Origin of the sequence: Paraburkholderia sp. BCC1876 (genome assembly GCF_902833695.1) — a bacterium.
Taxonomy (GTDB): domain Bacteria; phylum Pseudomonadota; class Gammaproteobacteria; order Burkholderiales; family Burkholderiaceae; genus Paraburkholderia.
The window spans coordinates 163302-176872 of the sequence record NZ_CADFGI010000007.1 but is presented as its reverse complement, the minus strand read 5'-3'; the positions used below and the strand labels follow the sequence as shown (position 1 = coordinate 176872).

Below are 13571 nucleotides of genomic sequence, written 5' to 3'. Positions count from 1 at the left end.
CGTATCTACTTGCCGAAGGTCAGATTGAGGCCGGCGAATATCTGCCAGCGTGGCACGCCCGCTCCTGAGTGCGCCACCGAATATTGCGGCTCGATAAATGCGTTGTAGATCGTCGTGCCGCTTTTCCATGCTTTGCCCGCACCGAGGCCCACGGGGATGTAATAGCTGCCGTGCTGCAGATCGAACGTCCAGATGCCGGTGGAGCGGATATACCAGCCGCCTGGCAAGTTGAAAATGCCGAAGGGCTCGGCGGTGAGGGACTGTACGGTGGGCCGGCTGCTCTGGCCCGCGAACGAGTGCTGCCATTGAATCAGCGCGCCGATCAGCCTGGCCTTGCTCGCGTTCACCACGACGGCCGCGAGGCCGGCTTGCCACTTGCCGGTGCCGAGGCTGGGGTCGGTCGCAGTGGGCAACGTCACGAGCGGCCCCACGCCGATCTGCGTTCCGCTCTGACTCAGCAGAAATATGTCGAACAGATTGATATCGCCGAGGCCCGTGTTGTAGCCGCCGGTCGGATCGGGACGCGTACTGACCGGTGCGGTCAGGCGAAAAATCTGCGGGACGGGAACAATGCCGTTGGGGCCCAGCGGCACTGTGGGACGTAGCAGAAAGTCGTTGGTGTGCGCATTCGCGCCGTGCACGCTGGGCACGTAATAATCTTGAATGTTGAACGACGCCGCGAGATTGAGCGGGTTATTACTCTTGTTGGCGTCGTCGGCCTCGCTTTGAGCGAGCGCACTCGATGCAATGGAAAAACCTAGCAGAACGGCCGCGCTGTTGCGAATCGACAGTCTCACCATCACCTCGGGTCGGGGTGCGTGCTTCAGTTAATTCGAGTACATCGGAAAGAGACTGGCTAAGCCAGCGGCAAGCCCGATTGAAGGGAATCGATCTGGTGAGCGGCAACGCGAAATACCTGGTCGACAACGGCCATGTTTAACCCTCTCAGTCACTTCGACGCCGGCAGACAGGGCGTCGGATTTGATGGGGTAATAACCACGTTACGAATTGTTTCTGAAAGGTTAGCAAACCTATAGGGTTTGACAAAGACGCATTTTGTAACAGCCTATAGAGTGCGGCGAAGCACGCCGGAACGCGCTGCACCGCGATCAGAACCGATGCGTCACGCCGAGTACCGCATAGGCATTTTTGCGCGCGCCCCTACCTTTCGCCCTGAAAGACATGAGCGGAATTGATCGAATCAAACAAAAAACATCAATTCTCATCAGCTTTTGTTCGACCCACAATGGCTCACCCATCGACAGGCAGCAACCGGCCCTGGTCGCGGTGAGGTTGCTTGAGCAACAGTCGCCATGTCGATTCGCCTGGCGATTCAGATAAATCATTTAGTTAGTAATGGAAAACAAGTAGTCAGCCAGTTTGCGGGCGCGGATGATTCACGCCCGCCGTGTCCGGCTGTGTCCGATCGCCTCACACACCCTCAATCCTCACGCTTACTTCAAGGAAAATAACCATGCGTGTTCGTCATTTCCGTCATCAGGCCGCGAGTGCCGCTCTCGTCGCGATTACCGGGCTGCTGCTGTTTTGCCCGGCATCCGCACGCGCGGCCGACACCGAACTCAACGTCTACAACTGGTCGGATTACATCGCGAAGGACACGATCCCGAACTTCGAAAAGCAGTCCGGCATTCACGTGCGCTACGACAACTACGACAGCGACGACACGCTGCAAGCGAAGCTTCTGGCAGGAAGTTCGGGTTTCGACGTGGTCGTGCCGTCGTCGAACTATATGGCGAGGCAGATTCAGGCGGGCATGCTGCAGAAGCTCGACAAGGCGCAAATGCCGAACCTGAAGAATCTCGATCCGGTGCTGATGAAAATGATCGCGGATGCCGATCCGGGTGCGCAATACGGCGTGCCCTGGGCGTACGGCACCGACGGTATCGGCTACAACGTGCAGGAAGTGAAGAAGGCGCTCGGCGACAATGCGCCGGTGGACAGTTGGGCGCTGGTATTCGATCCGGCGAACGTGTCGAAATTGAAGAGCTGCGGCGTTTCGTTCCTCGATCAGGCCGCCGACGCGTTCGCGACCGCGCTGCAGTATCTCCACAAGGATCCGAACAGTTCGAACCCCGGCGACTATCAGGCGGCCTTCGATCTGCTGAAGAAAGTACGGCCGTACATCACACAGTTCAACTCGTCGGGCTATATCAACGACCTCGCCAATAACGATGTTTGCGTGGCGATCGGTTGGTCGGGCGACGTGGGCATTGCGCGGCGGCGCGCGGCCGAGGCGAAACGCTCGTACGAGATCCGCTTCTCGAACGTCAAGGAAGGCGGCTTGCTGTGGTTCGACGTGATGGTGATCCCGAAGGACGCGCCGCATCCCGAAGCGGCTATGAAGTGGATCAACTATATCGAAGACCCGAAGGTCAACGCCGCAATCACCAACGAGGTGTTCTATCCGACCGCAAACCGCGCCGCGCGACCGTTCGTCAGCCCGGTTGTATCGCAGGACCTGAGCGTTTATCCGGGCGACGAGGTGCTGAGCAAGATGACGCTGATGAAGCCGTTGCCGATCGATATCGTCCGCCTGGAAAACCGTCTTTGGGCGCAGTTGAAGGCGGGCCGCTGAGCATCGCGCCGCATGAAACCCTCGTCGCGCTAACCCATCTCTCGCGCTGCTAACGCGCGCGAGAGAGCCGGAGCGCGACCTTTCCCTGATCGCAGCAGTACCGATTGTGAGCCGCTTTGTGAGCCGCCTCGCAGGAGAGCGCTCGCGCCTGCGTTCCGTGAAAGGCAGCGCTCGCGACGGCCAACGTCTCAACCAATTCATCGCACTACAACAAACGAGGAGACTTTGCGTGAGAAAGAAACTGATTGGTCTGCTGGTGGCGGGCTGTCTGCCCGGCATCGCGCTGGCGGACACCACGGCGGACCAGATCCGGGCATTGCAGGCACGCCTCGACGCGCTGCAAAAAGAGGTGAAGCGGTTGCAGACGCAACCACCGGCCACGCCGGTGGCCACTGCCGTGATGCCCACGCCGGCGGCCGCACCGGTCGACGTCTCATCGTCCGCGTACGGTCAGGCGCAGGCGACGCTCACCAACGACGACGTTACGTCGATGAAGCAGCAACTCGCCGTTCAGCAACTGAAAGTGAATTCGCTCGAAGATGCCGCGAACACTGGTCCGATTGCCGGTCTCTCCATCACGGGTTATATCGATCCGACGTACGTGTACAACCGCGCGCAAGGCAGTTCGTCGTTCCTGTTCGCGAACCACGAAAGCACCGGCGGCTACTTCAACAGTACGTTCGGCGACGTGTACCTCGATATCAAGAAGACCTTCGGCGTCGGACCGATGGCGCCGTCGGCGGAAATCACGCTGATGCCGAATCGCGGCAACGGCATCACGTTGCTGCAAAACGAGCATGGCCAGATCGGCAACGACATTCTGAATACGGCAGTGATCAGCGTGCCGCTCTCGGGCACGACGACGTTCGTCGCCGGCCTGATGTCGAGCTTCGGCGGCTATGAAGTGCAGCAGTCGAACCAGATGCTCACGCTGACCCACAACCTGCTGTACGACTTCTCCGATCCGGGCAGCTATATCGGCCTCGGCGCGAACTACGCGAAGGGCAACTGGGCGTGGAAGTTCCTGCTCGGCAACGAACAGTACCGGACCAACGGCGCCATCACGCAGACCGGCACCAATGCGCTCGGCGACCCGATCACGACCAGCAACAAGGTGCCGACCTTCACGGCGCGCGCGGACTATACGTGGTCGAGCGCGCTCGATATCGGCGCGTCGTTCAACATCGGCCGGCAGACCTTGCCGAGCGCGATCAATCCAACGACCGGCGCGGTTAGTTATGGCGTGAGCGGTCAGGCGCCCAGTGGTTTCGGCACGTTCTTTTTCTCCGAAGCCGACTTGACGTATCTGCTTGCCGACGTGCAATACAACGTCGAACTCGACTATGGCCAGCAACAGAACGCCGCCTTCAACGGCGGTCAGGCGCAGTGGTACGGCGTGTCGCTACTCGCGCATCGCAAGTTCAGTGTGCCGGGCCTCGGGCGGATGGGCGCGACGCTGCGCTACGACTTCCTCGCCGACAGCAAGAACGGCGGCGGTGGCGGCGGGGTCGCGCTGAATGGGCAAGGGCGCGATCCGTACAACGGCTTCGGCGTTAGTGCGGACTGTATGGCCAACGCGCAGGCGAATGGCGGTTTGGGCCTGCAGTGCAAGGGCTCGAATCGCCAGGACGTCGCGCTCGATCTGCTGTTCTTCCCGACCACGCAGATCACGGTGAAAGTCGAGTATCGGCACGACTGGGCCAACAACAAGGTGTTCCTGCGCAACGACGGTTCGTACAGCAGTTCCAACGACCTGCTCGCCACGCAGTTTATCTACTCGTTCTAGCGCGGTATGACGCAGCGTCATGCCGTGTTTCGTGGGCATGACGCGGTGAAAGACCGAATCAGTTGGCTCATAGCTCATAACTCATGGAGATGCGATGAAAGACAAAAGCACCCAACCGTCGTGCGTGGCGCCCGTTCACTCGCCATTGACCCGCCGCGGCTTTATCAAAGGATCAGCCACGCTGCTCGGCGTGTCGTTGATGGGCACGCTGGCGGCGTGCGGCGGCGCGGATTCGCCGTCTAGTCCTGCCGCGGCTCGTTCGTCCGCGCGCTTATCGGCCAACGAGTTGCCGAACCAGTCGGCGTATCTGCTGCCCGCCGAAAACGCGTCGCACACGGCGACCTATATGGCGTTCGCCTCGGGTTCGGAAGGCATCTGGACGCCCGTCACGTCGCAAAGCACGGACGCCGGTATCGACCGGGTGCGGGCCGATCTGATGGACGTGGCGAAAGCGATCGGCACGTATGAGCCGGTCAACATGCTGGTGCTGCCGGTCGACCTGAGTGTCGCGCAAAGTTTGCTGGCGACGGCGAGCGGCGCGAATCCCGACATCCACGCCAACTACGGGGCACGCGGCACGGGCGTGGGCGGCGTCAATCTGATCGCGCTCGCCAATGGCTTCGACGATCTGTGGACGCGCGACACCGGTTGTCTCTTCGTGAAGGACACGGCGAACGGCAACGCGTTGTGCGCGGTGAGCTTCAACTTCAGCGGCTGGGGCAACGCGAACACGGACGGCTTGAACCTCAACGCGGGCATGACGGTGCCGGCTTCGGTCGCGGCGAGCAGCAACAAGTCGAAGGCGGGCAAATTCTTCCAGCCGTTCGCGAAGGATCACTCGCTGGCGGGCTGGATGGCGAATGCGAACAACGCGACGCTGGTTCAAAGCACGTTGACGCTCGAAGGCGGCGCGATCGAATTCGATGGCGACGCCACGGCGATCCTCACGGAATCTGCGGTGCTGCACGTCAATCGCAACCCCCAACTGTTCTCGATTCCGAATGGCGTGATTGCCCACGCGACCCTTCTGCCAACCGCCAAAGACACCGTGTTGGCCGAACTGCAACGCACGCTGGGTGTGCAGAAAATCATCTGGATTCCCGGGCTGGCGATCTTTCCGCGCGGTTGCGGAGCCGGTGGAAAAGGCGGCGCCGCGACGCCGGCCAAGGAAACCGATATCACGAACGGGCACGTCGACTTCTACGCGAAGTTTCTCGCGCCCGGCGTGGTTGCCTATTGCTACGACGCGTCGAATTCCATGGGCGAGCGGGCGCTGACCGAAGCCAACTGGCAGCATCTGAACAATCAAACGGATGCGAGTGGAAGAACGTTGCAACTGATCGAACTGACTACGCCCGCGAACTATGGCACTTCCAACGGCGTGACCTTGAACGACAGTCAGTTGACGAACTTCGCGGCCGGCTACGTCAATTTCTACACCTGCAACGGCGCGATCATCATGCCGAAATTCAACGACGCCAACGCGGACGCCGCTGCACTGGCAGCGATCCAGCCCTACGCCCGCTGGCGCGACATCGTTCAGGTGGACATTCTGGGGATTGCGTCGGGCGGCGGCGGGATTCACTGCACGACGAGGGAACTGCCCGCGTGACGTGACAAGGCCGGCCGCGGTGCCGAGACGCGTTAGACCTCGAGCCCGCGGCCGGGATCGGCCTGCTTGCCCTGTGCGAGCAGCCAGTCGTACATCTGCTCGACGAAAGCGGAGCGCGACGGCCCGGCCACGCGCGACAGCCACCATGTCATGCCCGGCAAACGCGGGTAATCGGCGAGCACGGTCAGCGCGCCCTGGTCGATGCTGCCTTGCGCGACCAGCCTCGACAGGCAGGCAATGCCGCGCCCACGCAATACGGCATCCAGCACCAGACGCTGATCGTCGTAGATCGCGTTCATGCGAAACGCCGACAACTGCCCGCGAAAAATCGGCCCAGTGCTCTCGCTGGTGAGGTTTTCTTCGAGGCAAATCAGGCCCGTCTGCAGATGATGCTTGGCACGCGGCACGCGTGCCAGTTTCGCCGCCAGTTCCGTGGCGCACACGGTCACCCATTCGTCCTGCAGGAAAGGCACTTCGAGCAGGCCGGCCTGCTGCATGGGCCGCGCGCCGATCGTCAGATCGACGTCGATCTCATCGACGTAACGCGCGCTTTCGTCCGTGGAGAGCAGCGGGCACAGATCGGGCAGCACCTGCTGCAACTGATCGAGGCGCGGCTGCAGCCAGCCGTGCAGCACCGGCGCGGGACATACCAGCACGACCAGCCCAGGGTCCAGATACGTGGCGATGCGGCCGAGCCCGCTGCGCAGCGTTTCCATTGAACGTTGCACGCTTCGCTGCAGCACCTCGCCCGCCACCGTCAATTCCACACCACGGCCGATCCGGCGAAACAGCGGCTGCCCCAACTGTTCTTCCAGTTGCTGGATCTGATGGCTGATCGCCGATTGCGACAGATGCAGTTCGTCGGCCGCGCGCGAGAAATTGCCCAGCCGCGCGGCGGCTTCAAAGCCCATCAGCAACTTCAGGGACGGAACACGTTGCATGGAGATATGAGAAAAGTTGATTGATATGGGCAAGAAAGATCATTTTTCATCAAGTGTAACCCGTATCACAATGGCTCACCACACAACGACGGAGATAGCAGGATGAGTCGCTTTGACGCTCGCCGAGACGGCTACCGGATGCCCGCTGAATGGGAAACGATGCACACCACCTGGTTGGGCTGGCCGATTCTGGACGGCCGCGAAGACTTATGGGGCACTCACTACCTGAAGGTTTGCCGGGAGTTCGCGCTAGTCGCGCAGACGATTGCCCGCTATCAGCGTTGCGTGGTGACCGCCCTTCACAGCGAGGCGAATGCCGCGCGCGAGTTGCTCGGCAGCACGGTCGAAGTGCTCGCCGTCGCCGCGGAAGACAACTGGCTGCGCGATTGCGGGCCGATCTTTCTGGCCGGCGAGCGCGGCCAACTAGGTGCCGCCGCGTTCCGCTTCAATTGCTGGGGCGAGAAATACCAGCCGTACGACGGTTGCCAGCAGGTGGCGCAAGACATCGCGCGTGCGGCCGGTGCGCAGATTTTTAACTCGCACATGGTGCTGGAAGGCGGCGCTTTTTACGTGGACGGGCAGGGCACGCTAGTCACCACGGAAAGCTGTCTGCTGCATCCGAACCGCAATCCGCACATGAGTCGCGCTGAAATCGAGGCCGAACTCAAGCGCATGCTGGGCGTGCAGAAAATCATCTGGCTACCGGGCAATCCGGACGAAGTGGAAACCAATGGGCACGTGGACGGCATTGCGTCGTTCATCGCGCCGGGCAAGATGCTGTGCCAATCGGCGAGCCCAGTGCAGGGCGATTACTTCCAGGTGATGCGCGAGAATCGCCGCGCGCTGGAACTCGCCACCGACGCCGCCGGCCGCCGCTTCGAACTGATCGATCTGCCGTCGCCGATTGTCAGCGAACGCTATGGCTCCGAACGCTACTGCGATTGCTACGCGAACTACATTCTGGTCAACGGCGCGGTGATCTCGACCGCGTTCGGCGTGGAGCAGGATCAAGCCGCGCGCGAAGTCTTCGCGCAGGCGTTTCCCGAGCGGCGCGTGGAGTTGCTGCCGATTCCCACCTTGTCGATCGGCGGCGGCAGCATTCATTGCTCGACGCAGCAGCAACCTGCCGTTACCGTTGTTTGATCCAGACCGAAACCGATTGAAGGAACTCATATGGCGTCGCGAAACATCACCGTAGCGTCGGTGCAGATGGCATCGGGCAGTTGGACCTTTGAAGACAACATGGCCACCGCGGAACGTTTGATCCGCGCGGCCGCCGCGCAGGGCGCGAATCTGGTGCTGTGCCCCGAGCTTTTCATGATGCCGTACTTCTGTCTGGATCAGAACGTGAAGCATCTGGAACTGGCCGAGCCGTTCGAAGGCAATCCGCGCATTGCGCGCTTCGCGAGACTCGCGGGCGAGTTGGGCATCGTGCTGCCGATCGGTTTCTTCGAGCGGGCTGGCAATGCCGCCTACAACTCGGTCGCCGTCGCCGATGCCGACGGCTCGGTGCTCGGCGTGTATCGCAAGACGCACATTCCGGACGGCCCAGGCTATACCGAGAAGTTCTATTTCACGCCGGGCGACACCGGCTTCAAGGTGTGGGACACGCGCTTCGGCAAGATCGGCATTGGGATCTGCTGGGACCAGTGGTATCCGGAAACGGCGCGCAGTCTCGCGCTGATGGGTGCGGAAGTGCTGTGCTTTCCGACCATCATCGGTTCCGAGCCGTTCAGCGGCGATTTCGATTCGGCGGCTCACTGGCAGCGCACCATGCAAGGCCATGCGGCGGCCAACATGGTGCCGGTGGTGGCGGCCAACCGGATTGGCCGCGAGGTCGGTTTCGGCAACGGCAATCCGCAACAGCAGGGACTGGCCGGCGTGTTTTACGGCTCGAGTTTTATCGCGGATCACACGGGCGCGAAACTGGCCGAAGCCAATCGCACGGACGAAACGATTCTTCTGCACACGTTCGATCTCGACGCGATTCGCGCGGACAGACAGTCGTGGGGCTTCTTCCGCGATCGTCGCCCGGAGATGTATCGCACGCTGCTGACGAGCGACGGCGCATCGTCCTGCTATCGCTAAGGAACCGTTGATGAAACAGCATTGGCTTCCGGCCTTCGCCGGTCTCGGACTTTCTCTCTGTTTGCTGGCGACCCAAGCACACGCCGGGGAAGAGAAAGTACTGAACCTGTACAACTGGAGCGATTATTTCGCCCCCGACACCTTGTCCGAATTCCAGAAGGAAACCGGCATCAAGGTTCGTTATGACGCGTATGACAGCGACGAAACCTTGCAGTCCAAGTTACTGACCGGCGACAGCGGCTACGACCTGGTCTGGCCGACTAACGACTTCATGGCGAAGCAGATTCAGGCCGGCGCGTTTCGCAAGCTCGACAAAAGCAAGCTGCCGAACCTGAAGTATCTGGACCCCGCGTTGTTGAAACTGATGGCGCAGTCGGACCCCGGCAATCAGTACGGCGTGCCGTATATGTGGGGGACGGTAGGCGTGGGCTACGACCGCGCCAAGGTCAGCGCGATTCTCGGTAAGGACATGCCGGCCGACAGCATGGACCTGGTGTTCAATCCGGCGATCGCGTCGCGAATCGCCGCGCATTGCGGCATCGGCCTGCAGGATTCCGCGAGCACGGTGCTGCCGCTGGCGCTGCGCTATGTGGGCCGCGATCCGGTGAACCCGACCGCGCAGGACTATGCCGTCGCGCAGACCATGCTGCTGAAAGTGCGACCGTCAATTCGTCTGTTCGTCGATTCGGCGAATGCCAACGAGTTGATCGACGGCGAGCTGTGCGTGATGGTGGGTTACTCCGGCGCGATCAACCTGGCCGCGCAGAAGGCGCGCGAGTTGGACCGCAAGCGCGACATCGTCTACGACATTCCGAGCGTGGGCAGTTTGATGTGGTTCGACGGCATGGTGATGCCGAAGACCGCGAAGCATCCGGAGAACGCGCAGGCGTTTATCAACTACATCTTGCGGCCCGACGTCGTGGCGAAAATTTCCAATGCGACGCGCTACGCGAATGCGAACCTCGGCGCGCTGAAATTGATGGACCCTACACTGGTTAATAATCCGAGCATCTATCCGAGTGAGCAGAAGAAGCAGACGTTGTTTACGCCGGTGGTCGAATCCCCTGCCACCGCGCGCCTGGAAGGCAGAATCTGGCTTGGCCTGAAAGCCAGCAAGCCCTGACGTTCGGGCGGCGCATCAAGTTTTACCGATTTGCATGAGGTGTATCACATGACGACAAGACGTCATTTTCTGAAACGGGGGCTGTTGGCCTCGAGCGGCGCGTTGATCACCGGCGCGCTGGGTAGCGGCTTCAGCCAGCTCGCGTTCGCGCAGAGCGACGCCTGGCATATGCCTGACGAAGGCGGCCCGCACGCCGCGACCTGGATGGCGTTCGGTCCCAGCGAGGACATCTGGGGCGGCAAACTGCTGCCCGTGGTGAGAGAGAACCTGGCGGGCATCGCCAAAGCCATCGCGGCGCACGAGCCGGTAAAAATGCTGGTGCGCGAGGAAGACCACGAGATCGCCGCGCGCCTGTGCGGCGCGTCGGTCGAACTCGTGCCGCAAGGCATCGACGATTTGTGGATGCGCGATACCGGTCCCGTGTTCGTCAAAAGCGCAACGGGGCAGCTCGGCGCGGTGGGCTTCAACTTCAACGGTTGGGGCAATAAGCAGGAACACGAGCAGGACGCGGAAGTCGCGGCGTTCGTCGCGCACCGCACCGGCGCGAAGTTTGTCGAGACGCGCCTGGTGCTGGAGGGCGGCGGTATCGAAGTGGACGGCGAGGGCACGGCCATCATCACCGAGAGCTGCGTGCTCAACGCCAACCGCAATCCGGGCGTCAGCAAGGCGCAGTGCGAGGCGGAGTTGTCGCGTCTGCTTGGGGTGAAGAAAATCATCTGGCTGCCGGGTATCGCCGGCAAGGATATTACCGACGGCCACACCGACTTCTACGCGCGCTTTACGAGCCCTGGTGTCGTGGTGGCCGGGCTCGATCCGGATCCGTCCTCGTACGACCATGCGGTGACGAAACGCAATCTGGAGATCCTGCGCAAGTCCACCGACGCGAAGGGCCGCGCCTTGAAAGTGGTGGTGCTGCCGGGACCGTCCACCGTGCGTCGCAAGTATGAGAACGATCAGTTCGCGGCCGGGTACATCAACTTCTACGTGTGCAATCACGCGGTGATCGCACCGCAGTTCGGCGACGGTAAAGCAGACCGCAATATGCGCGATATTCTCGTCGATCTGTTTCCCGGACGGGACGTGATTCAACTCGATATCGACGGCGTGGCGGCCGGCGGCGGGGGCATTCACTGCACCACGCAGCAGCAACCCGGCTGATTGGATTCGCGAGCCGCCGCGCAAGCGCGGCGCGTTCGCGATCGTCTTCGTGGTCGAATTCTTCGGCCGTTCATTGATCTGGCTTTCCTCGCGATTGACCGTATGCCGCGGACTCATGTCCTGGCAGGGCGGACTGTCGGCGGTCGTTTCGCGCGAGCGAAACAGCGCCGCGTCGTTGATGGAAAGTCGCGAGTAGTAACAGGTAAAGAGTCATGGCAAAAAGCAAACGCAATCAGGCGTTGAACGCAACGGTTCAGCGGACGCCGTTGACGCGTCGCCGTTTTATTCAAGGTTCCGCGTCGTTGTTGGGCTTCTCGCTGGTGGGTACGCTGGCGGCTTGCGGTGGCGGCAGTGGCAGTGGCGGCGATGCATCGGCTCCGTCTTCGTCGGGATCGACGCCTTCGTCGACCTCTTCGCGGAACCCGCCGACAGCCAGTCAAATACCGTATCTGATGCCGGGCGAGGACTCACCCCATACGGCGACGTATATGGCGTTCGCCTCGGGTGCCGACGGCATCTGGGCGCCGCTCACGGCGCAGAGCACGGATGCGGGCATCGACCGGGTTCGCGCCGATCTGATGGACGTGGCGAAAGCCATCGGCACGTATGAAGCGGTCAACCTGCTGGTGCTGCCGGTCGACCTGAGCGTCGCGCAGACCTTGCTGGCGACGCCGAGCGGCGCGAATCCGACGCTCCACGCTAACTACGTGGCGCGCGGCGCAGGCGTGGGCGGCGTCAACCTGGTCGTGCTCGCCAATGGCTTCAACGATCTCTGGACGCGCGACACGGGCTGCGTTTTCGTCAAGGACACGACCAACGCCAATGCCTTGTGCGCGGTGAGCTTCAACTTCAACGGCTGGGGCAACGCGAATACGGACAGCGTGAATCTCAATCCGGGAATGACGGTGCCGCCCTCGGTCGCGGCAAGCAGCAACAAGTCGAAGGCGGGCAAATTCTTCCAGCCGTTCGCGAACGATCACACACTAGCCGCGTGGATGGCGCAGACGAACAACGCCAAATTGCTTCAAAGCACGTTGACACTCGAAGGCGGCGCGATCGAATTTGACGGCGAGGCCACGGCGATTCTCACGGAATCCGCGGTGCTGCACGTCAATCGCAACCCGCAGCTCTTCGCGATTCCGAATGGCGTGATTGCCAGCGCGACCCTGTTGCCGACCGCGAAAGCCACTGTGCTGGCCGAATTGCAACGCACGCTGGGCGTGCAGAAGATCATCTGGATTCCGGGCACGGCGACCTATCCGGGCGGCGCGGGCGTGGGCGCGCAAGGCGGCGCCGCAACGCCGGCGAATGAAACCGACATCACGAACGGCCACGTCGATTTCTACGCGAAATTTCTCGCGCCGGGCGTGGTCGCATACGCGGCCGATCCCGCCAATGCAACGGCTGAGCAGGCGCTGATGGCCGCGAACTATCGGAACCTGGCGGGCCAAACGGACGCGAAAGGGCGGCCGCTCACGTTGATCCCGCTGAATGCGCCGACCAACTACGGCACGTCGAACGGCGTGACGCTGAGCGACAAACAGATGACCAACTTCGCCGCCGGCTATATCAACTTCTACAAATGCAACGGCGCGATCATCGTGCCGAAATTCAACGACGTCGCGGCGGATGCGGCCGCGGTCGCGACTATCCGTCCGTACGCCGGTTCGCGCGCCATCGTGCAGGTGGATATTCTCGGCATTGCATCAGGCGGTGGTGGCGTGCATTGCTCGACGCGAGAATTGCCCGCGTAAAAGTGGACGCCTGCAGGCAGCGGCGGAGCGCGCTGCCCGAATGCGCGCTCACTTCACCGCAGGCGGTACGGGTGAATGGTTCGCGACATAAACCCACGCCGACACACCCGACACCAGCGTCACCTGGTCGCGGCGATAGTCCGAAACTTCGTAGGCATCCGCGTGCGCGAGTTCTTCGGGCGTGATCGAAAAGACGGTGCCGCTCACCTTGTCCGCGGGATTGCCGCTGTAGCTCACCACGGGGTGATGCGTTTTGCCGCTGGTCGCGACCACACTCGCGTCTTCGATCTTCAGTAGCGTCATCGAGAAGCCGGGCATGTCGTCCGCCTGTCCGTCGAGCTTGCGGCCGAAGGTGGCTAACTGCACCGCTTCGAGTTGCAGCGTGCCGTAGGAAAAGAGCTTTTCGGAAAAGGTCATGGCGGGCGTGGGCGTCGTGCGACGTCGGTCATTGAGCGGGACAGCAATCTTACCGTGATGAAGACGAACGTGGACATCGCGCGGGCCTCTCGCTAT

General features: G+C 61.7%; 11 protein-coding genes. 8 read left to right on the top strand and 3 right to left on the bottom strand.

The window, feature by feature from the left end:
* Positions 1 to 5: 5 nt before the first annotated feature.
* Positions 6 to 800 carry a hypothetical protein gene (locus HWY05_RS24665; protein ID WP_176059923.1) on the bottom strand — a complete coding sequence of 265 codons (795 nt, stop codon included), beginning with the start codon at positions 798 to 800 and terminating at the stop codon, positions 6 to 8.
* A gap of 674 nt (positions 801 to 1474) precedes the next feature.
* Here HWY05_RS24665 and HWY05_RS24660 point away from each other — a divergent pair.
* From HWY05_RS24660 to HWY05_RS24650, 3 genes are all read left to right on the top strand, one after another.
* On the top strand, positions 1475 to 2596 hold the full coding sequence (locus tag HWY05_RS24660) for a polyamine ABC transporter substrate-binding protein (protein ID WP_176059922.1): 1122 nt from the start codon (positions 1475 to 1477) through the stop codon (positions 2594 to 2596).
* A 229-nt stretch (positions 2597 to 2825) separates the two neighbouring features.
* Positions 2826 to 4382, top strand: coding sequence for a DUF3138 family protein (locus HWY05_RS24655; RefSeq protein WP_176059921.1), 1557 nt, complete (start codon positions 2826 to 2828; stop codon positions 4380 to 4382).
* 94 nt (positions 4383 to 4476) lie between these two features.
* On the top strand, positions 4477 to 5994 hold the full coding sequence (locus tag HWY05_RS24650; RefSeq protein ID WP_176059920.1) for an agmatine deiminase family protein: 1518 nt from the start codon (positions 4477 to 4479) through the stop codon (positions 5992 to 5994).
* 32 nt (positions 5995 to 6026) lie between these two features.
* On the opposite strand, the gene HWY05_RS24645 is transcribed toward HWY05_RS24650, so the two are convergent.
* Positions 6027 to 6935: a LysR family transcriptional regulator gene (locus tag HWY05_RS24645; protein ID WP_176059919.1), complete on the bottom strand. Its 909-nt coding sequence runs from the start codon at positions 6933 to 6935 to the stop codon at positions 6027 to 6029.
* Positions 6936 to 7037: 102 nt separating this feature from the next.
* Between HWY05_RS24645 and HWY05_RS24640 the strand changes: the two genes are divergently transcribed.
* From HWY05_RS24640 to HWY05_RS24620, 5 genes are all read left to right on the top strand, one after another.
* Positions 7038 to 8078, top strand: coding sequence for an agmatine deiminase family protein (locus tag HWY05_RS24640; protein WP_176059918.1), 1041 nt, complete (start codon positions 7038 to 7040; stop codon positions 8076 to 8078).
* A 30-nt stretch (positions 8079 to 8108) separates the two neighbouring features.
* Positions 8109 to 9023 (top strand): N-carbamoylputrescine amidase, encoded by a 915-nt coding sequence (aguB, locus tag HWY05_RS24635; protein WP_035552751.1) that lies wholly within the window; start codon positions 8109 to 8111, stop codon positions 9021 to 9023.
* A 10-nt stretch (positions 9024 to 9033) separates the two neighbouring features.
* A complete protein-coding gene (locus HWY05_RS24630) occupies positions 9034 to 10146 on the top strand; it encodes a polyamine ABC transporter substrate-binding protein (RefSeq protein WP_176059917.1) in 1113 nt (370 codons plus the stop codon).
* 48 nt (positions 10147 to 10194) lie between these two features.
* Positions 10195 to 11304, top strand: a complete 1110-nt coding sequence (locus HWY05_RS24625) for an agmatine deiminase family protein (protein WP_176059916.1) — start codon at positions 10195 to 10197, stop codon at positions 11302 to 11304.
* A gap of 212 nt (positions 11305 to 11516) precedes the next feature.
* Positions 11517 to 13058 (top strand): agmatine deiminase family protein, encoded by a 1542-nt coding sequence (locus HWY05_RS24620; protein WP_176059915.1) that lies wholly within the window; start codon positions 11517 to 11519, stop codon positions 13056 to 13058.
* 48 nt (positions 13059 to 13106) lie between these two features.
* On the opposite strand, the gene HWY05_RS24615 is transcribed toward HWY05_RS24620, so the two are convergent.
* Entirely contained in the window at positions 13107 to 13475 is a 369-nt protein-coding gene (locus HWY05_RS24615; protein ID WP_176059914.1) for a gamma-glutamylcyclotransferase family protein, read from the bottom strand.
* Positions 13476 to 13571: the final 96 nt, after the last annotated feature.